The sequence below is a fragment of the Pseudomonas sp. PDNC002 genome (assembly GCF_016919445.1).
Taxonomy (GTDB): Bacteria; Pseudomonadota; Gammaproteobacteria; order Pseudomonadales; family Pseudomonadaceae; genus Pseudomonas.
Genome location: NZ_CP070356.1, coordinates 3,040,409 through 3,063,450 on the forward strand (window position 1 = coordinate 3,040,409; position 23,042 = coordinate 3,063,450).

Consider the following 23,042-nt stretch of genomic DNA (forward strand, 5'->3'; position numbering starts at 1 on the left):
TTGAATGAAGCGTTACCAGACGCGGGCGGCAGGCAGAAAGCCGCCAGAAATTTGGACAGGAGGGTAGGCAAATGGCCGGGACTTCGATCAATGGCGTAGGGTCGGGATACGACATCGACTCCATCGTGACCTCGTTGGTGAACGCGCAGAAGGCGCCGAAACAAAGCCAGATCACCACGCAGCAGACCAAGGCCAATACCCAGCTGTCGGCGCTCGGTACGCTCAAGAGCGCGCTGTCCACCTATCAGGCCGCGCTGGATAAGCTCAACGACGCCAGCTCCTTCGCCGGGCTTGCGGTGAAGTCCTCGAGCACCGACACCCTCACGGCCACTGTCGGCGCTGGCGCCACCGGCGGCAGCTACAAAGTGGTCGTCGGCAACCTGGCCACCAGCTCCAAGGTCGCCACCCAGTACATCGACAAGTCGACCAGCTTCGGCGCCGGCAGCCTGAAGATCACCCAGGGCAACAGCTCCTACACGGTCAACGTGTCGGCGGGCGCGAGCCTCTCCGATGTCCGGGACAGCATCAACAGCCAGCTCAAGTCCAGTGGCATCACCGCCAACATCATCACCGACGCCACCGGTCCGCGCCTGGTACTGGGCTCCACCACCACCGGCGCTGGCAGCGACATCAGCATCGAAGCCAGCGGCGACAGCAGCCTCGACGTGCTCAAAATCGATGGCTCCGGCACCAAGGCGTCGGCCACCGCCGGCGGCTACATCGACACCGTCGCGAAGGACGCCAACTACACCATCGATGGCCTGCAGATGAGCAGCGCCACCAACACCGTCAGCGGCGCGATCAGCGGTGTGTCGTTCACCCTGGTGGCTGCCGGTAGTTCGACCGTCACCGTCGATACCAACAAGGACGGTCTGAAGACTTCGATCAAGTCCTTCGTCGATTCGTACAACGCGTTGATCACCTCGATCAACTCGCTGACCAAGGTCACCAACACCACCGACAGCAGCGGCAAGCCCACCACCAGCGCCGCGGCGCTGTCCGGTGACGCGATGACCCGCACCCTGCTCAGTGGGCTGCGCAATGAACTGGTGGGCTCTTCCGACAGCGGCGGCAGCATCAAGCTGCTGTCCCAGCTGGGCATTTCCACCAAGAACGACGGCACCCTGTCGATCGATGACAAGAAGCTCGATACCGCGCTGACCAATAACTTCTCATCGGTACAGGGCTTCTTCACCGGCAGCGGCGGCCTGCTCGAGCGCATGAGCGCCAGCGTGAAGAGCTACACCCAGAGCAATGGCCTGCTCGACCAGCGCACCAGCAACCTGAACCAGACCCTCAGCGACCTGGCCACCCAGCAGACCGCACTGACCAATCGCATGGACAAACTGACCACCACGCTCATGGCCAAGTACAACGCCATGGACTCCCTGGTCGCCCAGCTCAAGGCCACCAGCAGCAGCGTGATGACCACGCTCAATGCGCTGAACAAGGCGAGCAGTTCCAACAGCTGATTCCTCGATAGCCCGTCGCTCTACGGCGGGCTGTGGAGTGGTACGCCGGTGCGGAATTTTGCCTAAAGGTTTTCCCGCCTTCGCCGATACTTTGAATATCGACGATTTGATCGTTCAGCGAATCAAGGGGAAATCAGATGAACGCTTCGGCAGCGCTGCGCCAGTACCAGAACGTGAACAACCAGTCGCAGTTGCACGACGCTTCTCCCCATCGCCTGATCCAGATGTTGATGGAAGGCGGCCTGAGCCGTATCGCCCAGGCGCGTGGCTCGATGGAGCGCGGGCAGTTCGCTCAGAAGGGCATGCTGATCGCCAAGGCCACCGCCATCATCGGCGGTCTGCGTGAAGCGCTGAACTTCGAGGTCGGTGGAGAGCTGGCCGAGAACTATGCCAACCTGTACGACTACATGAGCCGTCGCCTCGGCGACGCCAACCGCAGCAACGATCTGGAAGTCCTCGACGAGGTGTCGGGCCTGCTGCGTACCATCAAGGAAGGTTGGGACGCCATTCCCCAGTGATCGCGACCCGCCAGGAGATCCAGAACATGACCCTCGCCGTTCAGCACATCGAACAGACCCGCGTCGCCCTGGGGGCAGCGCTGGCCCAGCAGGACTGGGAAGCCATCGCTCGACTCGACCTCGAGTGTCGCGAGCACGTGGACGCCGCGATGGTCGAGCCGCTGGACGATGACAGCGATCTCAAGCGCAGCCTGGAAGGGTTGCTGGTGCTTTACCGCGAACTGGTCCACGCTGTCACTCGTCAGCGCGAGGATGTGGCCGGCGAGATTCTGCGTGTCAACCGCTCGCACCAGGGCGCCAAGGTCTACCAGATGTTCGGCTGATATCTCTCGATATCGGCTGTCTGCGCGCGACGACCGGCCCGCCTCGGTCGCCGCCGCATCCCCCGCGAACTGTGTCACAGTTCCATTGCCATGACCGGGATCAACACCCTTCGTCGGGCTGCATCAAAAAAAACACGCCATTAATTTGACTCTTGCCACATTTTTGACTTTACTAATGGCCAAATGCTGGCTAGCACGAGGAAATTGTGCTGTGGCCAGGTCGTGTCAGCCGCCGTACGACGGCCTTCAAGCCCCGGGATGACAAGCTAAGATGTGGCGCGAAACCAAAATCCTCGTGATCGACGACAATCAGGAACGCTGCCGTGACCTCTCGGTCATCATCAACTTCCTGGGTGAAGACCAGCTGTCCTGCAGCAGCCGCGATTGGCGACAGACCGTCGAGCCGCTGCCCAACGGCAGCCGCGACGTCCTCTGCGTGCTGATCGGCTCGGTCGACAGCAAGGGCGGGGCGCTGGAGCTGCTCAAGCAGCTCGCCGCCTGGGACGAATTCCTGCCCGTCCTCCTGCTTGGCGAACCGGCGCCCAACGATTGGCCCGAAGAGCTGCGCCGCCGCGTGCTGGCCAGCCTGGAAATGCCGCCCAGCTACAACAAGCTGCTCGATTCCCTGCACCGCGCCCAGGTCTACCGCGAGATGTACGACCAGGCCCGCGAGCGCGGTCGCCAGCGCGAGCCCAACCTGTTCCGCAGCCTGGTCGGCACCAGCCGCGCCATCCAGAATGTGCGGCAGATGATGCAGCAGGTCGCCGACACCGATGCCAGCGTACTGATCCTCGGCGAGTCGGGCACCGGCAAGGAAGTGGTGGCGCGCAACCTGCACTACCACTCCAAGCGTCGCGACGCACCGTTCGTGCCGGTGAACTGCGGCGCGATTCCGGCCGAGCTGCTGGAAAGCGAACTGTTCGGCCACGAGAAGGGCGCCTTCACTGGCGCGATCACCACCCGTGCTGGCCGCTTCGAACTGGCCAACGGTGGCACCCTGTTCCTCGACGAGATCGGCGACATGCCGTTGCCGATGCAGGTCAAGCTGCTGCGCGTGCTGCAGGAGCGCACCTTCGAGCGCGTGGGCAGCAACAAGACGCAGAACGTGGACGTGCGCATCATCGCCGCGACCCACAAGAACCTCGAGAAGATGATCGAGGACGGCAGCTTCCGCGAGGACCTGTACTACCGCCTCAACGTCTTCCCCATCGAGATGGCCCCGCTGCGCGAGCGCGTCGAGGACATCCCGCTGCTGATGAACGAGCTGATCTCGCGCATGGAGCACGAGAAGCGCGGCTCGATCCGCTTCAACTCCGCCGCCATCATGTCGCTCTGCCGTCACGACTGGCCGGGCAACGTGCGCGAGCTGGCCAACCTCGTCGAGCGCCTGGCGATCATGCATCCCTACGGCGTGATCGGCGTGGGCGAGCTGCCGAAGAAGTTCCGTCACGTCGACGACGAGGACGAGCAACTGGCGAGCAGCCTGCGCGAGGAATTGGAAGAGCGCGCGGCGATCACCGCGGGTCTGCCGGGGCTCGACTCGCCGGCCATGCTGCCGGCTGAGGGCATCGACCTGAAGGACTACCTCGCCAACCTGGAGCAGGGCTTGATCCAGCAGGCGCTCGATGATGCCAGTGGTGTCGTCGCCCGTGCCGCCGAACGCCTGCGCATCCGCCGCACCACCCTGGTGGAGAAAATGCGCAAGTACGGCATGAGCCGTCGCGAAGAGGAAATGGCGGAGGATTGACGCCTCCGTCACACTCGTTTTCTCAAGTCATTGAAATATAACGAGTAAATTTTAGGCACGCGGTTTGCTAAGACTCATCCGACCGACAGATTCACAGCGTCGGACGGATGAGGAATAACCGCATGATGCCAGCCGCCAATCGCCAGACTGAACTCGTTCCCCAACTGCCTGCAGAGCAGGTGCCGGTGGAGCAGCAGAGCCGTGCTCAACTGGAACAGACCTTCGCGCTGTTCAACCAGATGTCGAGCCAGCTCAATCAGTCGTACAGCCAGCTGGAGGCTCGTGTCACTGAGCTGAAAGGCGAACTCGCGCTGGTCAGCGCGCAGCGCATGCAGGAGCTGGCCGAGAAGGAGCGCCAGGCCAATCGCCTGCAGAGCCTGCTCGACGTGCTGCCCGGCGGCGTCATCATGATCGACGGCCAGGGCGTGGTGCGCGACGCCAATCCGGTGGCGGTCGCACTGCTCGGCAAGCCGCTGGTGGGCATGCTCTGGCGTGAAGTCATCTCCCGCAGCTTTGCCCCCCGTGCCGACGATGGCCATGAAGTCTCCCTGCGCGATGGCCGCCGTGTGTCCATCGCCATCCGCCCGCTGAACGGCGAACCCGGCCAGCTCATCCTGCTCAACGACCTGACGGAAACCCGTCGCCTGCAGGACCAGCTTGCCCGCCACGAACGCCTGTCCGCCCTGGGCCGCATGGTCGCTTCGCTGGCTCACCAGATCCGTACGCCGCTGTCCGCCGCCATGCTCTATGCCGGGCACCTGAGCGAGGGTGAGCTGCCGGTCGAGCAGCAGCAGCGCTTTGCCGGTCGCATCAAGGAGCGCCTGCACGAACTGGAAAGCCAGGTGCGCGACATGCTGGTGTTCGCCCGTGGCGAACTGCCGCTGCCGGATCGCCTGGGCCCGAGCCAACTGTTCGCCAGCCTGCGTGCCGCCGCCGAATCCCACGTCACCGGCCTGAACATGCGCTGGCAGTGCGATGCGCGCCTGGGCGAGCTGATGTGCAACCGCGACACCCTGGTCGGCACCGTGCTCAACCTGGTGGAGAACGCGATCCAGGCAGCCGGTCGCGACGTGCGCCTGAAAGTGCATCTTTACCCGCGCGGGAACACCTTGCGCCTGTCGGTCAGTGACAACGGACCGGGCATGAGCGCCGAAACCCTGGCGCGCCTCGGCGAGCCGTTCTTCACCACCAAGACCACCGGCACCGGCCTCGGCCTGGCCGTGGTCAAGGCCGTCGCCAAGGCCCACCAGGGTGAGCTGCGCCTGCGCTCGCGTCCCGGTGTCGGCACCTGCGCCACCCTTGTTCTGCCGCTGATCGTGGCCCAACCCTTCGCGCACGAGGAATGATTTCCATGGCCGCCAAAGTCCTGCTGGTCGAAGACGACCGCGCCCTTCGTGAAGCCCTCTCCGACACCCTGTCGCTCGGCGGGCACGACTTCGTTGCCGTCGATTGCGCCGAGGCCGCGCTGCCGGCGCTGGAGAAGGACGCCTTCAGCCTGGTGATCAGCGACGTCAACATGCCGGGCATGGACGGGCACCAGTTGCTCGGCCTGATCCGCAAGCGCTACCCGCAGCTGCCGGTGTTGCTGATGACCGCCTATGGCGCCGTCGACCGCGCCGTGGACGCCATGCGCCAGGGCGCGGCGGATTACCTGGTCAAACCCTTCGAGCCGCGCGCGCTGCTGGAACTGGTGGCGCGGCATGCGCTGGGCAGTGTTTCCTCCGGCGCCGGCGAAGGTCCGGTGGCCCTGGAGCCTGCCAGCCAGCAGTTGCTGGAACTGGCTGCGCGTGTGGCGCGCAGCGATTCCACGGTGCTGATCTCCGGCGAGTCCGGCACCGGCAAGGAAGTGCTGGCGCAATACATCCACCAGCAATCGCCGCGCGCCGGCAAACCCTTCGTCGCGATCAACTGCGCGGCGATCCCGGACAACATGCTCGAGGCCACCCTGTTCGGCCACGAGAAGGGCGCGTTCACCGGCGCCATCGCCGCCCAGCCAGGCAAGTTCGAGCTGGCCGACGGCGGCACCATCCTGCTCGACGAAATCTCCGAGATGCCGCTTGGCCTGCAGGCCAAGCTGCTGCGCGTGTTGCAGGAACGCGAGGTGGAGCGCGTCGGCGCGCGCAAGCCGATCAGCCTGGATATCCGCGTGCTCGCCACCACCAACCGCGACCTGCTCGGCGAAGTGGCTGCCGGGCGTTTCCGCGAGGATCTCTACTATCGCCTGTCGGTGTTCCCGCTGGCCTGGCGGCCGCTGCGCGAGCGTCCCGCCGACATCCTGCCGCTGGCCGAACGCCTGCTGGCCAAGTACGCACGCAAGATGAATCACGCGCCGGTCACCCTGGGCGACTGCGCCCGTGCCGCATTGCTGGCGTACACCTGGCCGGGCAACGTGCGCGAGCTGGACAACGCGATCCAGCGCTCGCTGATTCTGCAACAGGGTGGCCAGGTCCAGGCGGCTGACCTTTGCCTGACCGCGCCCATCGGCCTGGCTCCGCGCCCGCTGCTGACTGCCGTGCCGTCGCCGAGTGCGCCACAGATTCCGGCGGGTGTCGAGATTCCGTCACCCGCTGCACAGGAGGCTGGCCAGTTGGGTGAGGACCTCAAGCGTCGTGAGTTCCAGATGATCATCGACACCCTGCGCAGCGAGCGCGGCCGCCGCAAGGAAGCCGCCGAACGGCTGGGCATCAGCCCGCGCACCCTGCGCTACAAGCTCGCGCAGATGCGTGATGCCGGCATGGATGTGGAGGCTTACCTCTACGCCAGCTGAGCCACCGACAAACAACCCCTCTTGGCCCGCATTCGTGCGGGCCTTTTCTTGGTGGGGCTCGGTGGATTCTGTGGTGTGCTGGTGTTTTCGTCTGGCTGCGGCCTGCATGGGAATGCCGGACCTTTCTCCTGGGTTGATCGACCGGGGAGCGAGCCATGGACGAGGTGGAATTTGCGCGTCAACTGAGGCGTCGACAAACCGACGCTGAGCGGAGATTGTGGGCAGCGTTAAGAGATAGGCGTTTTCTTGGCCTGAAGTTCCGTCGGCAGGTGCCGTGCGGAATCTATGTGCTGGATTTCTACTGCCATGATCGTCGGCTGGCGGTGGAGCTGGATGGTGGGCAGCATCTGGAGTCTGCGCATGATCGCGAGCGTGATGCGTGGCTGGCAGGGCAGGGGATTCGTGTTTTTCGGTATTGGAATCATGATGTGCTGGTGAGGACTGATGCCGTTTTAGAGGCGCTGCGTTTAGCGGTCGAATCCGGCGCGGGATGATCGCCCTCACCCCAACCCTCTCCCGGAGGGAGAGGGGGCTGTCCTCTGCCAATTGGATGTTTGGTGTTCGTTCTGCTGCAGCGCAATGTCCGGCTGAATGCCGGCCCGCCCGGCCACGCCGACCTGCTCCCTCTCCCTCTGGGAGAGGGGCCGACCTCTGCTAATTGGATGCTTGGCGTTCATCCTTTCCGAGCGGAGTATCCGGCGAAATGCCGTCCCCATCGGCCCCGCCGACCTGCCCCTCTCCCTCTGGGAGAGGGGCCGTCCTCTGCCAATTGGATGTTTGGCGTTCATCCTTTCCGAGCGGAGCATCCGGCGAATTGCCGTCCCCATCGGCCCCGCCGACCTGCCCCCTCTCCCTCTGGGAGAGGGGCCGACCTCTGCTAATTGGATGCTTGGCGTTCATCCTTTCCGAGCGGAGTATCCGGCGAAATGCCGTCCCCATCGGCCCCGCCGACCTGCCCCTCTCCCTCTGGGAGAGGGGCCGTCCTCTGCCAATTGGATATTTGGCGTTCATCCTTTCCGAGCGGAGTATCCGGCGAAATGCCGTCCCCATCGGCCCCGCCGACCTGCCCCCTCTCCCTCTGGGAGAGGGCTGGGGTGAGGGGCTCTGGTCCGTGCACCAGGCCCTCAACCCGAAATACCCAATCATGAGTCTGGAAGCCCTGTTCCAGAGCTATCCTGCGCATTTTTCCTACACCCCGAAAACCTGGCACCCAAGTTGCAATCCCCTGTGCAAAGCGCCGCGCGGTGTCAAAAAACCGCGGCCAGTCGGAGGGGTAAGTGATGAGTCAGGGTATCGAGTTCAATCGTCTGTTGCTGGAAATGCGTTCCATGCAGATGGAAGCCATGGCCAAGGCGAAGACGCAGGCTGCACCGGCCGAGCCGGGTGCGCCGAGCTTCTCGCAGATGCTCGGCCAGGCAGTGGACAAGGTGAACGGTACCCAGCAGGCCGCCTCCGACATGGCGACGGCTTTCGAGATGGGACAGAGCGGTGTGGATCTCACTGACGTGATGATCGCTTCGCAGAAGGCCAGTGTTTCTTTCCAGGCGATGACCCAGGTACGCAACAAGCTCGTGCAGGCGTACCAGGACATCATGCAGATGCCGGTTTGAGCGGCGAGGATCGTAGGTAATGGCTGAAGCCACCGTTGTTGACAGTCAGGTTCCCGCCAAGCTCGGTGCCGATGCGCCGAAAAAGCCGCTGCTGGGCCTGAGCTTCCTCGAGAACCTCGCGGACATGCCGATGCTGCGCCAGGTCGGCCTGCTGGTCGGCCTCGCCGCGAGCATCGCCATCGGTTTCGGCATGGTGCTGTGGTCGCAACAGCCGGACTACAAGCCGCTGTATGGCAGCCTCAATGGCGTCGACGCCAACAAGGTGGTCGAGGCGTTGTCCGCCGCCGATATCGCCTACAAGATCGAGCCCAACTCCGGCGCGCTGCTGGTGAAGGCCGATGACCTCGGCCGCGCGCGCATGAAAGTCGCCGGCGCCGGCCTGGCGCCGACCGACAACAACGTCGGCTTCGAGATCCTCGACAAGGAACAGGCGCTGGGCACCAGCCAGTTCATGGAAGCGACCAATTACCGTCGCGGCCTGGAAGGCGAGCTGGCGCGTACCGTGTCGAGCCTGAACAACGTCAAGGCCGCCCGCGTGCACCTGGCGATTCCCAAGAGCTCGGTGTTCGTCCGCGACGACCGCAAGCCCAGCGCGTCGGTGCTGGTCGAGCTGTATCCGGGCCGCAGCCTGGAACCGAGCCAGGTGCTGGCCATCGTCAACCTGGTTGCCACCAGCGTGCCGGAACTGGACAAGTCCCAGGTCACCGTGGTCGACCAGAAAGGCAACCTGCTCTCCGACCAGCAGGAGCTGTCCGAGCTGACCATGGCCGGCAAGCAGTTCGACTTCACTCGCCGCATGGAAAGCAACTTCACCCAGCGCGTACACAGCATCCTCGCGCCGGTGCTCGGCAATGGTCGCTACAAGGCCGAGGTGTCCGCCGACGTCGACTTCAGCGCGGTGGAGTCCACTTCCGAATCGTTCAACCCGGACCAGCCGGCCCTGCGCAGCGAGCAGGTGAACAACGAGGAACGCCAGAACAGCAACGGCCCGCAGGGCGTTCCGGGGGCGCTGTCGAACCAGCCGCCGGGTCCGGCCAGCGCGCCGCAGTCCACCGCGCAGAATGCCGGTGCCGATTTCGTCGCCCCGGGTCAACCGCTGAAGGACGCCAACGGCCAGACGATCATCGATCCGAAGACCGGCAAGCCGGAACTCGCGCCGTATCCGACCGACAAGCGCCAGCAGAACACCCGCAACTACGAGCTGGACCGCTCGGTGAGCTACACCAAGCAGCAGCAGGGTCGCCTGCGCCGGCTTTCCGTCGCGGTGGTGCTGGACGACCGCATGACCGCCGATCCGAAGACCGGCGAAGTGAGCCATCAGCCGTGGTCCGCCGATGAGCTGGCGCGCTTCACCCGCCTGGTCCAGGACGCCGTGGGCTACGACGCCAGCCGTGGCGACAGCGTCAGCGTGATCAACGCGCCGTTCGCCCCGGAGCTTGGCGAGGAAATTACGTCGCCCCCGTTCTATACCCAGCCGTGGTTCTGGGACGTGGTCAAGCAGGTGCTGGGTATCCTCTTCATCCTGGTGCTGGTGCTCGGCGTGCTGCGTCCGGTGCTGAACAACCTGTCGGGTAACAAGAGCAAGGCCCTGGTGGGCGGCGGCGCAGCGGGCGAGGGTGGCCTCGGCGAGCTGGGCGGCCTGGAGGGCGAACTGTCCGATGACCGCGTGAGCCTCGGCGGCCCGGCCAGCATCCTGCTGCCCAGCCCCTCCGAGGGGTACGATGCACAATTGAATGCGATCAAGAGTCTGGTCGCCCAGGACCCGGGGCGCGTTGCCCAGGTAGTGAAGGACTGGATCAATTCCGATGAGTGAAGCCCGCATGAGCGCCAAACTGAACAAGGTCGACAAGGCTGCCATCCTCCTGCTCTCCCTGGGTGAGACCGATGCTGCGCAGGTGCTGCGCCACATGGGCCCGAAGGAAGTGCAGAAGGTCGGCGTGGCCATGGCGCAGATGCGCAATGTCCATCGCGAACAGGTCGAGCAGGTGATGGGCGAGTTCGTCGAGATCGTCGGCGACCAGACCAGCCTGGGCGTGGGCGCCGACAGCTACATCCGCAAAATGCTCACCCAGGCCCTGGGCGAGGACAAGGCGAACAACCTCATCGACCGCATCCTGCTGGGCGGCAACACCAGCGGCCTGGACAGCCTGAAGTGGATGGAGCCGCGCGCCGTGGCCGACGTGATCCGCTACGAGCACCCGCAGATCCAGGCCATCGTGGTCGCCTACCTCGACCCGGACCAGGCCGGCGAAGTACTCAGCCACTTCGACCACAAGGTGCGCCTGGACATCATCCTGCGCGTGTCCTCGCTCAATACCGTGCAGCCGTCCGCGCTCAAGGAACTGAACCTGATCCTGGAGAAACAGTTCGCCGGCAACGCCAACTCGACCCGCACCACCATGGGCGGCGTGAAGCGCGCGGCAGACATCATGAACTACCTCGACAGCTCGGTCGAAGGCGCGCTGATGGACGCCATCCGCGAAGTCGACGAGGACCTGTCCGGCCAGATCGAAGACCTGATGTTCGTCTTCGACAATCTTGCCGACGTCGACGACCGCGGCATCCAGGCGCTGCTGCGCGAGGTGTCCTCGGACGTGCTGGTGCTGGCCCTCAAGGGCTCGGACGAAGCGATCCGCGAGAAGATCTTCCGCAACATGTCCAAGCGTGCCGCCGAACTGCTGCGCGACGACCTGGAGGCCAAGGGCCCGGTGCGCGTCAGCGAAGTGGAAGGCGCGCAGAAGGAAATCCTCACCATTGCCCGGCGCATGGCCGAGTCCGGCGAAATCGTGCTGGGCGGCAAGGGCGGCGAGGAGATGATCTAAGTTGGTCAAGGACGAGGACAAGCTCAGCGAACTGATTCGCGCGCGGGATACCGCGGGCTTCGATCGCTGGTCGCTGCCCAGCTTCGACCCGGCCCGGCCGGCGCCGGAACCCGAGCCCGAACCCGAGCCGGTGGTCGACGAGCAGCCGCAGATCGAGGAAGTACCGGAGGACGAGGTCAAGCCGCTGACGCTCGACGAGCTCGAGGCGATTCGCCAGGAGGCCTACAACGAAGGCTTCTCTACCGGCGAGAAAGACGGTTTCCACGCCGGCCAATTGAAGGCGCGCCAGGAAGCCGACGCGGCGCTGCAGCCGCGTCTGCAGAATCTGGAAACCCTGATGTCGCACCTGCTTGACCCCATCGCCGAGCAGGACCAGATGCTCGAACAGGGCATGCTCAACCTGGTGACCCATGTGGTGCGCCAGGTGGTGCAACGCGAGCTGGCCACCGATTCGAGCCAGATCCGCCAGGTGCTGCGCGAGGCGCTCAAGCTGTTGCCCATGGGCGCCGGCAACATCCGTATCCAGGTCAACCCGCAGGACTTCGAGTTGGTGAAGGCGCTGCGTGATCGTCATGAAGAGAGTTGGCGGATCATCGAGGACGACGGCCTGCTCCCGGGTGGCTGCCGCATCGAGACCGAACACTCGCGCATCGACGCCAGCGTCGAGACGCGCCTGGCCCAGGCCGTGAAGCAACTCTTCGAACAGCAGCGCGACCAGGCGACCCACGCGCTGGAGCCTGATCTGCATGTAGACCTCGACGCCGGCCAGGGCGACCCTGATGCGCCTTGATCGCGTCAGCTTCGCCCGCCGCCTGCAGGGCTACAGCGAGGCGGTGAGCCTGCCGACGCAGCCGGTGGTGGAAGGCCGCCTGCTGCGCATGGTCGGCCTGACGCTGGAGGCCGAAGGCCTGCAAGCCGCCGTCGGCAGCCGCTGCCAGGTGATCAACGATGGCGGCTATCACCCCGTGCAGGTGGAAGCCGAAGTCATGGGCTTCGCCGGCAGCAAGATCTACCTGATGCCGGTGGGCAGCCTGGTCGGCATCGCCCCCGGCGCCCGCGTGGTGCCGCTGCCGGACTCCGGCCGCCTGCCCATGGGCATGTCCATGCTCGGCCGCGTGCTCGATGGCGTTGGCCGTGCGCTGGACGGCAAGGGCGGCATGCGCGCCGAGGACTGGGTGCCGATGGATGGCCCGATCATCAACCCGCTGGCGCGCGACCCGATCCACGAGCCCATGGACGTCGGCATCCGCTCGATCAACTCGCTGCTCACCGTCGGCCGCGGCCAGCGCCTGGGCCTGTTCGCCGGTACCGGCGTCGGTAAATCCGTGCTGCTGGGCATGATGACCAAGTTCACCAAGGCCGACATCATCGTGGTCGGGCTGATCGGTGAACGGGGTCGTGAGGTGAAGGAGTTCATCGAGCACATCCTCGGCGAGGAAGGCCTCAAGCGTTCCGTGGTCGTCGCATCGCCAGCGGACGACGCGCCGCTGATGCGCCTGCGCGCGGCGCAATACTGCACGCGGATCGCCGAATATTTCCGCGACAAGGGCAAGAACGTCCTGCTGCTGATGGATTCGCTGACCCGTTACGCCCAGGCCCAGCGCGAGATCGCCCTGGCCATCGGCGAGCCGCCGGCGACCAAGGGCTATCCGCCGTCGGTGTTCGCCAAGCTGCCGCGCCTTGTCGAGCGCGCCGGCAATGGCGAGAAGGGCGGCGGCTCGATCACCGCGTTCTACACCGTGCTCAGCGAGGGCGACGACCAGCAGGACCCCATCGCCGATGCCGCCCGTGGCGTGCTCGACGGTCACTTCGTGCTGTCGCGCCGGTTGGCCGAGGAAGGCCATTACCCGGCCATCGATATCGAGGCCTCCATCAGCCGGGTGATGCCGCAAGTCACCACGCCTGAGCACCTGCGCGATGCCCAGCGCTTCAAGCAACTGTGGTCGCGCTACCAGCAGAGCCGCGACCTGATCAGCGTTGGCGCCTATGTGGCCGGTGGCGATCCAGAAACCGACCTGGCGATCCAGCGTTTCCCGATCATGCGCCAGTTCCTCCGCCAGGGGCTGGACGAAAGCCAGAACCTCGACGACAGCCGCCTGCTGCTCGACGCGGTAGTCAGCGGTAAGGCTGGGTGATGGACTCCATCCCGAGCGCTGAGTGCATTGCTCCCTCTCCCTTCGGAGCGGGGCGCGCAGCCAGGGCTGGGGAGAGGGGCGCACGGCAGAGGGCTGTGTCATGAACCGCCGAGCCGAACGCCTGGCGCCGGTGGTGGACATGGCGCTCAAGGCCGAGCGCGAGGCCGCGCGCCAGCTCGGTCTGGTGCAAGGCCAGCTGCAACAGGCGCAACGCAAGCTCGCCGAACTCGAACGCTACCGTTTCGACTACCAGCAACAGTGGATCCGCAACGGCCAGCAGGGTGTCAGCGGCCAGTGGCTGATCAACTACCAGCGCTTCCTGTCGCAGCTCGAAGGCGCCGTCGAACAACAGAACCGTTCGGTGGCCTGGCACGAGAATACCGTCGGCAAGGCCCGTGAAGTCTGGCAGGAGAAGTACACACGCCTCGAAGGCCTGCGCAAGCTGGTGGAACGCTACCGCGAGGAAGCGCGCCTGGCGGCCGACAAGTACGAGCAGAAGCAGCTCGACGAATTCGCCCAGCGCCTGAGACCGTCCGCCGACTGAACCCGGCGCCGATCCATCACGGCGCCGTGCTAGGCTCCTGTCAGTATCCCGACCGGAACCTCTTCATGCCTCTGCCGTCTCCCGTGCCCGTGGATTTCCACCGCGTCCTGCACCTCTGGCAACTCGCTCCCGAAGGGGAACCCATCGTCACACCCAGCAGCCATCTCCTGCCGGTGCGCTGGCAGGGCCGCCCGGCGATGCTCAAGCGCGCCCTGGAGGCAGAGGAGCAGGGCGGTGCGCAGGTCATGCGCTGGTGGTGCGGCGAGGGTGCCGCGCTGGTCTATGCCTACGACGGCGACACCATCCTGATGGAGCGCGCCGAAGGCTCCCGCTCGCTGATGCAGATGGCGCTCAACGGCGAGGACGATCAGGCCAGCCGCATCGTTTGCGACGTGGTGCGGCGCCTGCATCGAGCGCGCGAAAACCCGCTACCGGAACTGGTCGGCCTGCGCGCGTGGTTCCGCGACCTGGCCCCCGCCGCGACACGCTATGGCGGACTGTTCCCGCGCTGCCTGGAGACCGCCGAGGCGCTGCTGGCCAGCGAGCACGATCAGGCCGTACTGCACGGCGATGTCCACCACGACAACATCCTCGATTTCGGCGAGCGCGGCTGGTTGGCGATCGACCCGAAACGCCTCTACGGCGAGCGCCTGTTCGATTACGCCAACCTGCTGTGTAACCCGGATCTGCCGACCTCCCGCGACCCGGCGCGCTTCCTGCGCCAGCTCGATGTGATCGTCGAGCACGCCGGCGTCGATCGGCAGCGATTGCTCGAGTGGGTGCTGGCGTTCGCCGGGCTTTCCGCCGCCTGGTTCCTCGACGACGACATGTCTGCCGACAGTGATCTCGCCGTCGCCCAACTGGCGGCCGCCGAACTGGACCGCATGGCATGCTGCGCGTAAGCCGCGCGCTGCTGCAGGCGCACCCACGCCTGGTGGGGGCCGGCGCCTTCGGTGTGCTGGCTGCGCTGGCCTGCTACTGGCTCTCGCCGATGACGCGGGTGCTGGTGGGCTGGAATTGCATGGCCTGGCTGTACGTGTTGCTGATCGGCTGGCTGGCGCTGCGGGCCGACCCGGAGCAGGTCAAGCGCATCGCCGGCATCGAGGATGAGACCGCCGAGGCGGTGCTGGTGCTGATCATCGTCGCGGCGCTGGCCAGCCTGGGGGCGATCATCGTCGAGCTGGCGACCGCGTCCCATGCCGGCGACAGCGAGAAGCTGGCGCGCTATGCGTTCACCGCCAGCACCGTGCTCGGTTCCTGGTTCCTCATCGGCACCGTGTTCAGCATGCATTACGCGCGGATGTTCTACGCGGCTGAGGAAGGCAAGCCGATACTGCGCTTCCCCGAGGGCGAGAAGAACCCGGATTACTGGGACTTTCTCTACTTCTCCTTCACCCTCAGCGTGGCGGTGCAGACCTCCGATGTGGAGATCGCCTCGCGGGCGATGCGCAGGGTGGTGCTGGCCCACTCGGTGATTGGCTTCCTGTTCAACACCGCGGTCCTCGGCCTTGCGATCAACATGGGCGCCGGACTGGTCGGGTAGGCCGGCGCGCCGTTCAGGCCGGGATCGTCTCCAGCGCCAGGCGCAGTGCCAGAACGACGAAGGCGACGGTGAAGCTCCAGCGGATCAGTCTCATGACTTCCGGGCGGCCGATCACGTAGTCGCGGACCCAGGACGCCAGCAGGCCGTAGCCGATGAACACGATGAAGGTCATCAGCGCGAACACCAGGCCGAGCAGGAGAAACAGGGCCCTGGCGTCGTCGCTGCCGGCCGGCACGAACTGCGGCAGGAAGGCCAGGAAGAACAGGCCGAGCTTGGGGTTGAGCAGATTGAGCCAGAGCCCGGTGGCTACCAGCTTCGGGGTGCTGCGCGGGCTGCTGACCGAATCCAGCGCCAGGGCGCCACTGCCGCGAAACACCTGCCAGGCGATGAACAGCAGGTAGGCGGTGCCCGTCAGCTTGATGACCTGGAAGCTGGCGGCGCTGGCCTGCAGGATCGCCGACAGGCCGAAGGTGGTGAGCAGCAACTGCGGGATCATGCCCAGCGTGCAGCCCAGTGCCGCGACAGTGGCCGCGCGGGCGCCAAGGCCGAGTCCCACGGCCAGCGTATAGAGCACACCGGTGCCCGGCAGCAAAACGACGACGAACGCCGTCAGCAGGAATTCTGCGTTCATTCCCGAGGTTGTCCTGTGTTGGGGGAGTGGGTCGTGCGGGCCCGCGAAGTCAGGTCCTTGGTGGCGGATGCCTGAGCGAGGAGCGCCATTGTCCCGGCGTCAGGCCGAGCTGACGGGCGAAGGCGCGGGTCATGTGGGACTGATCGGCAAAGCCGGCGCGCTGGGCGGCCTCGGCCAGCGTATGACCCTCGCCGATGGCCTTGTGGGCGTGCCGCACGCGGTACTGCAGGAGGTAGGCGTGGGGCGTGGTGCCTAGCTCGCGGCGAAAGCGCCGCAGGGCCGCGTAGGGTGTCAGTCCGGCGATGCCGGCCAGTTCCGTCAACGAGGGCGCGCGGCGTGGGTCGTCGTGAATGCGCTCGAGCATGCGCGCCACGCCCCGCGAGGGGAGCGCCGCCACGGTGATGTCCGTGCGCTGGTCGAGCAGTTCGCCGAACAGGTCGAGCACGCCTTCCGCGGCTGCGTCCGCGCTGCTCTGCGGCAACTGCCGCAACAGGCTGGCGATGCGCCGGGCGAGTTGCGGATCGGCGAGGGTGGGCAGGGAGAACTCCCGCCCAGCCATCTCGGCGCCGGCAAGCTGGGCGATCAATGTCGGCTCGACGTACAGCATCCACCAGCGGCGCGGGGCACCGCGCAAGGGAATGCCATCATGCAGTTCGTTGGGGCTCACGGTGATGATGTCGCACGCCTTCGCTTCGACCTGGCCGCGCCCGCTCCAGGAACGGTGACCACCCTCGAGCATCACGCCGATGCCGAATTCGTCGTGGGCGTGGCGCGGGAAGCTGCGCTCGGTGAGGATCTCGACAGTGCGCAGGCCGGGCAGGGCGGTGGAAGTGCAGTTCACTCGGTGCAGCATGGGGCAGGGCCTGCGAGCGCGGGAAGGTGACTGGCAGAGTAGTCCCTTGTGCCGTGGCGATCTTGAATGAAATTGACTCTTTCGCTTGCGCCGACCGCCGGTGCTCGGTCTACCCCTCACCCCAGCCCTCTCCCGAGGGAGAGGGGGCCGTTCGGCGCGGGTGGCGAGGTCTGTATCAGTTGGCAGTGATGGTGCAGGAAAAGCGGTGAATGCAGTCCTGGCACGGACTCTCCCTCTCCCGAGGGAGAGGGGGCCGTTCGGTATGGGTGGGGAGGCCTGTATCAGTTGGCAGTGATGGTGCAGGAAACGCGGTGAATTCAGTCCTGGCACGGACTCTCCCTCTCCCGAGGGAGAGGGGCCGTTCGGCCTGGGTGGGGAGGTCTGTATCAGTTGGCAGTGATGGTGCAGGAAAAGCGGTGAATTCAGTCCTGGCACGGACTCTCCCTCTCCCGAGGGAGAGGGAGCCGTTCGGTGTGGGAGGGGAGGCCTGTATCAGTTGGCAGTGATGGTGCAGGAAAAGCGGTGAATTCAGTCCTGGCACGGACTCTCCCTCTCCCGAGGGAGAAGGGGCCGTTCGGCATGGGTGGGGAGGCCTGTATCAGTTGGCAGTGATGGCGCAGGAAAAGCGGTGAATTCAGTCCTGGCACGGACTCTCCCTCTCCCGAGGGAGAGGGGCCGTTCGGCATGGGAGGGGAGGCCTGTATCAGCTGGCAGCGAAGGTGCCGAAAGAACGGTGAACTCAGTCCCGGCACGGACTACTCCCTCTCCCTTTGGGAGAGGGCTGGGGTGAGGGCGCTCCGGGAACCGCGAACGTCCAGTCTCAGAAGAACGGCCGCGATGCCTTGAACATGAAGGCCGAATCGCAATAGGCGTTGCGCCCGGAGTAGGCGCTGCAATCGCTGCCCGTGAGGCTGCTGCCGCTGTAGGAGAAGTTCAGGTCGATGCCCATCCAGGGCCGGCTCAGGTTCACCGACCAGTCGCCGAAGCCGCTCACGTTGCCGCCGCCATCCAGGCTGACTGGCGCCGCCAGGGTATAGGCGGAGTATTTGAACGAGACATCGAACCCCAGGTCATCCTGCATGCCCAGGTCGGTGAAGAGAGTCGCCGTGCTGCGCCCGGCCTGGTTGCTGTAGGCCGCGCCGAGGCGACTGCCGAATACCGAGAGGCCGCCGTACAGCGCCTGGCTGTCGTAGTCGGATTGCTCGGGACGGCTGTAGCGCAGGGTGCCCAGCTCGTAGCCCAGCTTGCCGCTGCCCAGCGGGTGCTTGTAGCCGGCGTAGCTGTCGATCTCCAGCGGCTTTTCCTGCTCCAGGTTCGAGGTCCAGCTGCCCACGTACCAGCCAGTGTTGTGGGTGACATCGAGACCACCCTGGGCGCTGTTCGCCTGGCCGGGCTGAACCAGCCCCTGGGCCATGCTGCGGGTCGGTGAATTGGCGAACTTCAATTCGTAGTCGCCCAGGTCGCGCTGCATCACCTGGGCCATCGTCGACGGCGCTGCGCAAAGGGCACAGACCGCGATGAGAATGGACTTGTACATGCTCCCCCCTGGTTGCCGGATGACCCTCCTTCGGCGTCCACATCCGGCTTCGCACGCGTAAAGGGTAAAGGCATTCGCCGGACCTGTGTCGACCGGTGGTCCATTTGCCGACCCGCGCGTTGACCGTTCGACCGGTCTGGCGAGGCGGTTTCCCGATGCGCGCCGAGGTTGCCGCTGTCATCACTTGCTGCTAAATCTTCAAGCTCGTGCGCGACCATCATCGATAAGGAGAATCCCATGGCGATCACTTCCGTTCCCTCTGCCGACGGGCAAGAGCTGACCATCGTGGTCCAGGGACGTTTCGATTTCGGCGCACACCAGGAATTCCGCGACGCCTACGAGCGCGTCGACATCACGCCCAAGCGCTACGTGGTCGACCTCAAGGGCGCCACCTACCTCGACAGTTCGGCCCTGGGCATGCTCCTGCTGCTGCGCGACCACGCCGGTGGCGAAAGCGCGCAGATCAGCCTGGCGTACTGCAATCCGGACGTGCGCAAGGTGCTGGCCATCTCCAACTTCGAACAACTGTTCACCATCAGCTGAGGCGGCTCGCGCGCCCACGGCCATGGCTGAATTCCTCACCGTTCTGATCGCCGACGACAACGCCGCCGATCGCCTGCTGCTGTCGACCATCGTCAGCCGCCAGGGCCACCGTGTGCTGACCGCCGGAAACGGCCTGGAAGCGCTGGCGCTGTTCGCGCAGGAGCGTCCGCAACTGGTGCTGATGGATGCGCTGATGCCGGTGATGGACGGCTTCGAGGCCGCGCGGCGGATTCGCCGGCAGGCCGGCGAGGAGCTCGTGCCGATCATCTTCCTCACCTCGCTGAGCGAGCCCGAGGCGCTGGTGCAGAGCCTGGAGGCGGGCGGCGACGATTTCCTCTCCAAGCCCTACAACCGCATCATCCTCGAAGCCAAGATCCGCGCCATGGGGCGCCTGCATCACCTGCAGCGGACAGTGCTGGAGCAGCGCGACCTGATCGCCCGGCACAACGAGCACCTGCTCAACGAGCAGCGGGTGGCCAAGGCGGTATTCGACAAGGTGGCGCACTCGGGCTGCCTCAACGCGGCGAACATCCGCTACCTGCAATCGCCGTTCGCGCTGTTCAACGGCGACCTGCTGCTGGCGGCGTTCAAGCCCTCGGGCGGCATGCATGTACTGCTCGGCGACTTCACCGGCCACGGCCTGCCGGCGGCCATCGGCGCCATGCCGCTGGCCGAGGTGTTCTATGGTATGACCGCCAAGGGTTACCCGATGGCGGACATCCTTCGGGAGATGAATGCCAAGCTCAAGCGCATCCTGCCGGTCGGGGTGTTCTGCTGCGCGGCGATGCTCAACCTGAGCTTCCAGCGCGGGCTGGTGGAGGTGTGGAATGGCGGGCTGCCCAATGGCTACCTGCACCACCACGGCAATGGCCAACTGCAGCCGCTGATCTCGCGCCACCTGCCGCTGGGCATCCTCGATGCGGGCGCGTTCAGCGACCATTGCGAGGTCTATGCGATGGAGGAGGGCGACCGCGTGTTCCTCTTCTCCGACGGTGTGCTGGAGGCGCGCAACACGGCGGACGAGGCGTTCGGCGAGGAGCGCCTGCGCCAGGTGTTCGCCGAGGAACCGATGGCGTCACGCCTGTTCGATGGCATCCAGGCGGCGGTATCGCGCTTTCGTGGCGAGGCCCAGGACGATGTCAGCATGCTGGAGATCGCGCTGGTCTCGGAGGACTCGTTGCAGCGTCCGCCGCTGGCCTTTTCCGACGACGGCCAGAGCAGTCCGCTGGACTGGTCCGCCAGTTTCGAATTCCGCGCGCCGACGCTGCGTCACTTCAATCCACTGCCGTTCCTGCTGCAGCTGCTGATGGAAGTGCAGGACCTGCGCCCGCGTGGCGGCGACCTCTATACCGTGCTCGCCGAGCTGTACTCCAACGCCCTGGAGCACGGCGTGATGGGCCTGGACTCGACGCTCAAATGCGATGCCGCCGGTTTCGCCCGCTATTACCAGGAGCGCAGCAAGCGCCTGACTGCCCTGCGCGACGGCTACGTGCGCTTCCACCTGGATCTTGCGCCCCACGGCGATGGCGGGCGCTTGCTGATGCGCGTGGAGGACAGCGGCGACGGTTTCGATGTCGGCTCGGTACTCGCGTCGCAGCAGGCCGCCGGCAGTCTGTGCGGGCGTGGACTGGCGCTGGTGCGGCAACTCGCCGACCGCTGCCAGTGGTCCGCCGACGGCAAGACAGTCTCCGTGGAGTTCTTCTGGTCGGCTCATGCATAATCGACCCCTTCTTGTCTGCCTGCGGCCCGCGCGCAGGATGACGAGCCGTCCTTCAGGGAGTGCCGAATGCCCGAGTCGCATCTCGATGACACCGTGCTGAGCGACCTTCTGTCGATCATGGAAGACGAGTACCCGCTCCTGGTGGAGACCTTCCTCAGCGATTCCGAGGAACGCCTGCGCAGCATCCGCGAAGCCACCGCCGCCGCCGACGCCCCTGCGTTGCGGCATGCCGCCCACAGCTTCAAGGGCAGCTGCGGCAACATGGGCGCCAACGTGTTGAGCAGCCTGTGCAAGCGCCTGGAAGAAGCCGCGCGGCAGAACGACCTGGCCACCGCCCAGGGGCTGATCGGCAAGGTGGAGCACGAATTCGCCATCGTCCGCACCCTGCTGTTGCCCGGCCGCGCCTGATCGCCCGGGGCTCTCGCCCGCGAGATCGCAGACGGCTTCCCGACTTGGCCCGCCCCTTGCTATCTCCGTGTTGGATATTCACATCAACGGAGAACTCCGATGGCTGTCGCCCCGGATATTTTATTGACGCCCACGCCTGATGCCAGGCCCAAGGCGGCGGTCTCCAGGTCTGCCCAGAACAGCGCGAACGCCAGCAACGACAAGGGTTCCAGCTTCGCTGACGTGTACGCCAAGGAACAGCGTCCGGCAGCCAGCGAGCGCCCGGACAAGACGGCCAAGGCCAAGACCGACAAGCCGCGGGACACTGCCGCCAAGGACACGCCCAGCAGCGATGCGACCACGCCCGCTGCCGCCGACCAGCCAAAGGTTGCCGACGACGGCAAGGCCTTGCCGGCCGATAGCGAGACCAAGGTGGCGGACGCCGATCCGAAGCCCGATGCGACCCTCGACCCGCTGCTGATGCTGGGCATGACCGGCCAATTGCCGGAGCCCGAAGCGCCGCCGCTGGTGGTCAGCACCGGCACCAGCCAACTGACCGATGCCAGTGGCGACGACGACCTGCAGAAGCTCAACGAGATTCCGGGCGTCAGCCTGGCGCTCGAGGCGGGCGCGGACGATGCGGCGCAGCAGGCCCAGCAGACGCAGTTGCCTAGCCAACTGACGGCCAAGCCGGGTGACAAGGCGGTCGATGCCCATGGCAAGAACGACCTTTCCGCGGCGCTCGCCGCGCTGAACCCGGATGCGTCGGCCAAGGCTGGCGAAGGCAAGCTCGCCGAAGGGGCGTTGAAGGACGGTGCGGACCTAGGCCAGCAACTGCCCGAGCTGCAGGCCGACAGCAAGCCCGAGATGCCGCGCAACGAGACCTTTGCTGCGCGGCTGGAATCCCTGACCCAGGCGCTGAACACGCCGCAGGCCATGACCAACCGCCCGGTGAATCCGCTGGTGCCGGGCCAGCCGGTGTCGGTGCAGCAGAGCGGCTGGACTGACCAGTTAGTGGATCGGGTGATGTGGATGTCCTCGCAGAACCTCAAGTCCGCCGAGATCCAGATGGACCCGGCCGACCTCGGTCGCCTGGAAGTGCGCATCCACATGAGCGCGGACCAGACCCAGGTCAACTTCGTCAGCGCCAACGCCGGTGTGCGCGAAGCGCTGGACAGCCAGCAGCACCGCCTGCGCGAGATGTTCAGCCAGCAGGGCATGGGGCAGCTGGACGTCAACGTCTCGGACCAGTCGGCCCGCGGCTGGCAGCAACAGCAGCAGGGCGATGAGCGCGGCAGTTCGCGGCGTGTGGCCGGCTCCGATGGCGACGACGAGCCGATGATCAGCGGCGTGTCGGAGATCCGCCCGCAATCGGCGGCGCAGGGCAGGGGATTGGTGGATTACTACGCGTGAGTCCGGGGGCAGCTTTCGGTGGGCAGTGAGGCTTGCCTGGGAGCGCCCTCACCCTAACCCTCTCCCGAAGGGAGAGGGGATTGTCCTGAGCGCTCGGGTAGCCCCGTGTCAGTCGGCGAACACCAACGCTTCGTACCGGACAGCATCAACGCTTCCTGCCGTATGGCATCAACGCTTCCTACCGGACAACACCCACGCTTCCTTTGGCACGGATGGCTCCCTCTCCCTCTGGGAGAGGGGGGAGGCAGCTTTCGGTGGGCAGTGAGGCTTGCCTGGGAACGCCCTCACCCTAACCCTCTCCCGAAGGGAGAGGGGACTGTCCTGAGCAACCGGGTAGCTCCGTGCCAGCCGGCTATCACCAACGCTTCGTACCGGACAACACCCACGCTTCCTTTGGCACGGATGGCGCCCTCTCCCGCTGGGAGAGGGCGGGGCAGCTTTCGATGGGCAGTGAGGCTCACCTGGGAGCGCCCTCAC

General features: G+C 65.7%; 22 protein-coding genes. 19 read left to right on the plus strand and 3 right to left on the minus strand.

From position 1 onward, the window contains the following. Nucleotides 1-71: 71 nt before the first annotated feature. From fliD to JVX91_RS14065, 15 genes are all read left to right on the plus strand, one after another. Complete coding sequence (gene fliD / locus JVX91_RS13995; RefSeq protein ID WP_205339763.1) at nucleotides 72-1,472, plus strand: flagellar filament capping protein FliD; 1,401 nt, start codon at nucleotides 72-74, stop codon at nucleotides 1,470-1,472. Nucleotides 1,473-1,609: 137 nt separating this feature from the next. Next, a complete protein-coding gene (gene fliS, locus JVX91_RS14000; RefSeq protein ID WP_205339764.1) occupies nucleotides 1,610-1,990 on the plus strand; it encodes a flagellar export chaperone FliS in 381 nt (126 codons plus the stop codon). 26 nt (nucleotides 1,991-2,016) lie between these two features. Next, nucleotides 2,017-2,313: a flagellar protein FliT gene (locus JVX91_RS14005; RefSeq protein ID WP_205339765.1), complete on the plus strand. Its 297-nt coding sequence runs from the start codon at nucleotides 2,017-2,019 to the stop codon at nucleotides 2,311-2,313. A gap of 271 nt (nucleotides 2,314-2,584) precedes the next feature. Further along, complete coding sequence (locus JVX91_RS14010; RefSeq protein WP_205339766.1) at nucleotides 2,585-4,060, plus strand: sigma-54 dependent transcriptional regulator; 1,476 nt, start codon at nucleotides 2,585-2,587, stop codon at nucleotides 4,058-4,060. Nucleotides 4,061-4,182: 122 nt separating this feature from the next. Beyond that, the gene (locus JVX91_RS14015) at nucleotides 4,183-5,406 is read left to right on the plus strand and encodes an ATP-binding protein (protein ID WP_240201741.1); all 1,224 of its coding nucleotides are present in this window, start codon (nucleotides 4,183-4,185) and stop codon (nucleotides 5,404-5,406) included. Nucleotides 5,407-5,411: 5 nt separating this feature from the next. After that, nucleotides 5,412-6,827: a sigma-54-dependent response regulator transcription factor FleR gene (gene fleR / locus JVX91_RS14020; protein WP_205339767.1), complete on the plus strand. Its 1,416-nt coding sequence runs from the start codon at nucleotides 5,412-5,414 to the stop codon at nucleotides 6,825-6,827. A gap of 155 nt (nucleotides 6,828-6,982) precedes the next feature. Continuing rightward, nucleotides 6,983-7,321 carry an endonuclease domain-containing protein gene (locus JVX91_RS14025; protein WP_205339768.1) on the plus strand — a complete coding sequence of 113 codons (339 nt, stop codon included), beginning with the start codon at nucleotides 6,983-6,985 and terminating at the stop codon, nucleotides 7,319-7,321. A 786-nt stretch (nucleotides 7,322-8,107) separates the two neighbouring features. Beyond that, nucleotides 8,108-8,437: a flagellar hook-basal body complex protein FliE gene (gene fliE, locus JVX91_RS14030; RefSeq protein ID WP_205339769.1), complete on the plus strand. Its 330-nt coding sequence runs from the start codon at nucleotides 8,108-8,110 to the stop codon at nucleotides 8,435-8,437. Between the two features lie 19 nt (nucleotides 8,438-8,456). Further along, a complete protein-coding gene (gene fliF / locus JVX91_RS14035; protein ID WP_205339770.1) occupies nucleotides 8,457-10,250 on the plus strand; it encodes a flagellar basal-body MS-ring/collar protein FliF in 1,794 nt (597 codons plus the stop codon). After that, nucleotides 10,243-11,259, plus strand: a complete 1,017-nt coding sequence (gene fliG / locus JVX91_RS14040; protein WP_017520274.1) for a flagellar motor switch protein FliG — start codon at nucleotides 10,243-10,245, stop codon at nucleotides 11,257-11,259. Before fliF ends, fliG begins: the two co-directional genes overlap by 8 nt. A 1-nt stretch (nucleotide 11,260) precedes the next feature. Continuing rightward, nucleotides 11,261-12,049, plus strand: a complete 789-nt coding sequence (fliH, locus tag JVX91_RS14045) for a flagellar assembly protein FliH (RefSeq protein WP_205339771.1) — start codon at nucleotides 11,261-11,263, stop codon at nucleotides 12,047-12,049. Further along, complete coding sequence (gene fliI / locus JVX91_RS14050; protein ID WP_205339772.1) at nucleotides 12,039-13,394, plus strand: flagellar protein export ATPase FliI; 1,356 nt, start codon at nucleotides 12,039-12,041, stop codon at nucleotides 13,392-13,394. Before fliH ends, fliI begins: the two co-directional genes overlap by 11 nt. Nucleotides 13,395-13,494: 100 nt before the next feature. Next, the gene (gene fliJ, locus JVX91_RS14055; RefSeq protein WP_205339773.1) at nucleotides 13,495-13,938 is read left to right on the plus strand and encodes a flagellar export protein FliJ; all 444 of its coding nucleotides are present in this window, start codon (nucleotides 13,495-13,497) and stop codon (nucleotides 13,936-13,938) included. 65 nt (nucleotides 13,939-14,003) lie between these two features. Next, nucleotides 14,004-14,840 (plus strand): aminoglycoside phosphotransferase family protein, encoded by an 837-nt coding sequence (locus JVX91_RS14060; RefSeq protein ID WP_205339774.1) that lies wholly within the window; start codon nucleotides 14,004-14,006, stop codon nucleotides 14,838-14,840. Next, nucleotides 14,828-15,481 carry a DUF1345 domain-containing protein gene (locus tag JVX91_RS14065; protein ID WP_205339775.1) on the plus strand — a complete coding sequence of 218 codons (654 nt, stop codon included), beginning with the start codon at nucleotides 14,828-14,830 and terminating at the stop codon, nucleotides 15,479-15,481. Before JVX91_RS14060 ends, JVX91_RS14065 begins: the two co-directional genes overlap by 13 nt. A 13-nt stretch (nucleotides 15,482-15,494) precedes the next feature. Here the strand turns inward: JVX91_RS14065 and JVX91_RS14070 are convergent, their stop codons facing one another. From JVX91_RS14070 to JVX91_RS14080, 3 genes are all read right to left on the minus strand, one after another. Further along, complete coding sequence (locus tag JVX91_RS14070) at nucleotides 15,495-16,112, minus strand: LysE family translocator (RefSeq protein WP_205339776.1); 618 nt, start codon at nucleotides 16,110-16,112, stop codon at nucleotides 15,495-15,497. A 49-nt stretch (nucleotides 16,113-16,161) separates the two neighbouring features. After that, nucleotides 16,162-16,965 (minus strand): AraC family transcriptional regulator, encoded by an 804-nt coding sequence (locus JVX91_RS14075; RefSeq protein ID WP_205339777.1) that lies wholly within the window; start codon nucleotides 16,963-16,965, stop codon nucleotides 16,162-16,164. Between the two features lie 820 nt (nucleotides 16,966-17,785). Continuing rightward, nucleotides 17,786-18,502: a TorF family putative porin gene (locus JVX91_RS14080; RefSeq protein ID WP_205339778.1), complete on the minus strand. Its 717-nt coding sequence runs from the start codon at nucleotides 18,500-18,502 to the stop codon at nucleotides 17,786-17,788. Nucleotides 18,503-18,739: 237 nt separating this feature from the next. On the opposite strand from JVX91_RS14080, the gene JVX91_RS14085 reads away from it, so the two are divergent. The 4 genes from JVX91_RS14085 to JVX91_RS14100 all read left to right on the plus strand — a co-directional run bounded on the left by JVX91_RS14085 (nucleotide 18,740) and on the right by JVX91_RS14100 (nucleotide 22,565). Continuing rightward, complete coding sequence (locus JVX91_RS14085) at nucleotides 18,740-19,045, plus strand: STAS domain-containing protein (protein WP_205339779.1); 306 nt, start codon at nucleotides 18,740-18,742, stop codon at nucleotides 19,043-19,045. Between the two features lie 22 nt (nucleotides 19,046-19,067). Continuing rightward, nucleotides 19,068-20,765 carry a SpoIIE family protein phosphatase gene (locus JVX91_RS14090; RefSeq protein ID WP_205339780.1) on the plus strand — a complete coding sequence of 566 codons (1,698 nt, stop codon included), beginning with the start codon at nucleotides 19,068-19,070 and terminating at the stop codon, nucleotides 20,763-20,765. 66 nt (nucleotides 20,766-20,831) lie between these two features. After that, nucleotides 20,832-21,173 (plus strand): Hpt domain-containing protein, encoded by a 342-nt coding sequence (locus JVX91_RS14095; RefSeq protein ID WP_205339781.1) that lies wholly within the window; start codon nucleotides 20,832-20,834, stop codon nucleotides 21,171-21,173. A 99-nt stretch (nucleotides 21,174-21,272) separates the two neighbouring features. After that, complete coding sequence (locus JVX91_RS14100) at nucleotides 21,273-22,565, plus strand: flagellar hook-length control protein FliK (RefSeq protein ID WP_205339782.1); 1,293 nt, start codon at nucleotides 21,273-21,275, stop codon at nucleotides 22,563-22,565. The last annotated feature ends 477 nt before the right edge of the window (nucleotides 22,566-23,042 follow it).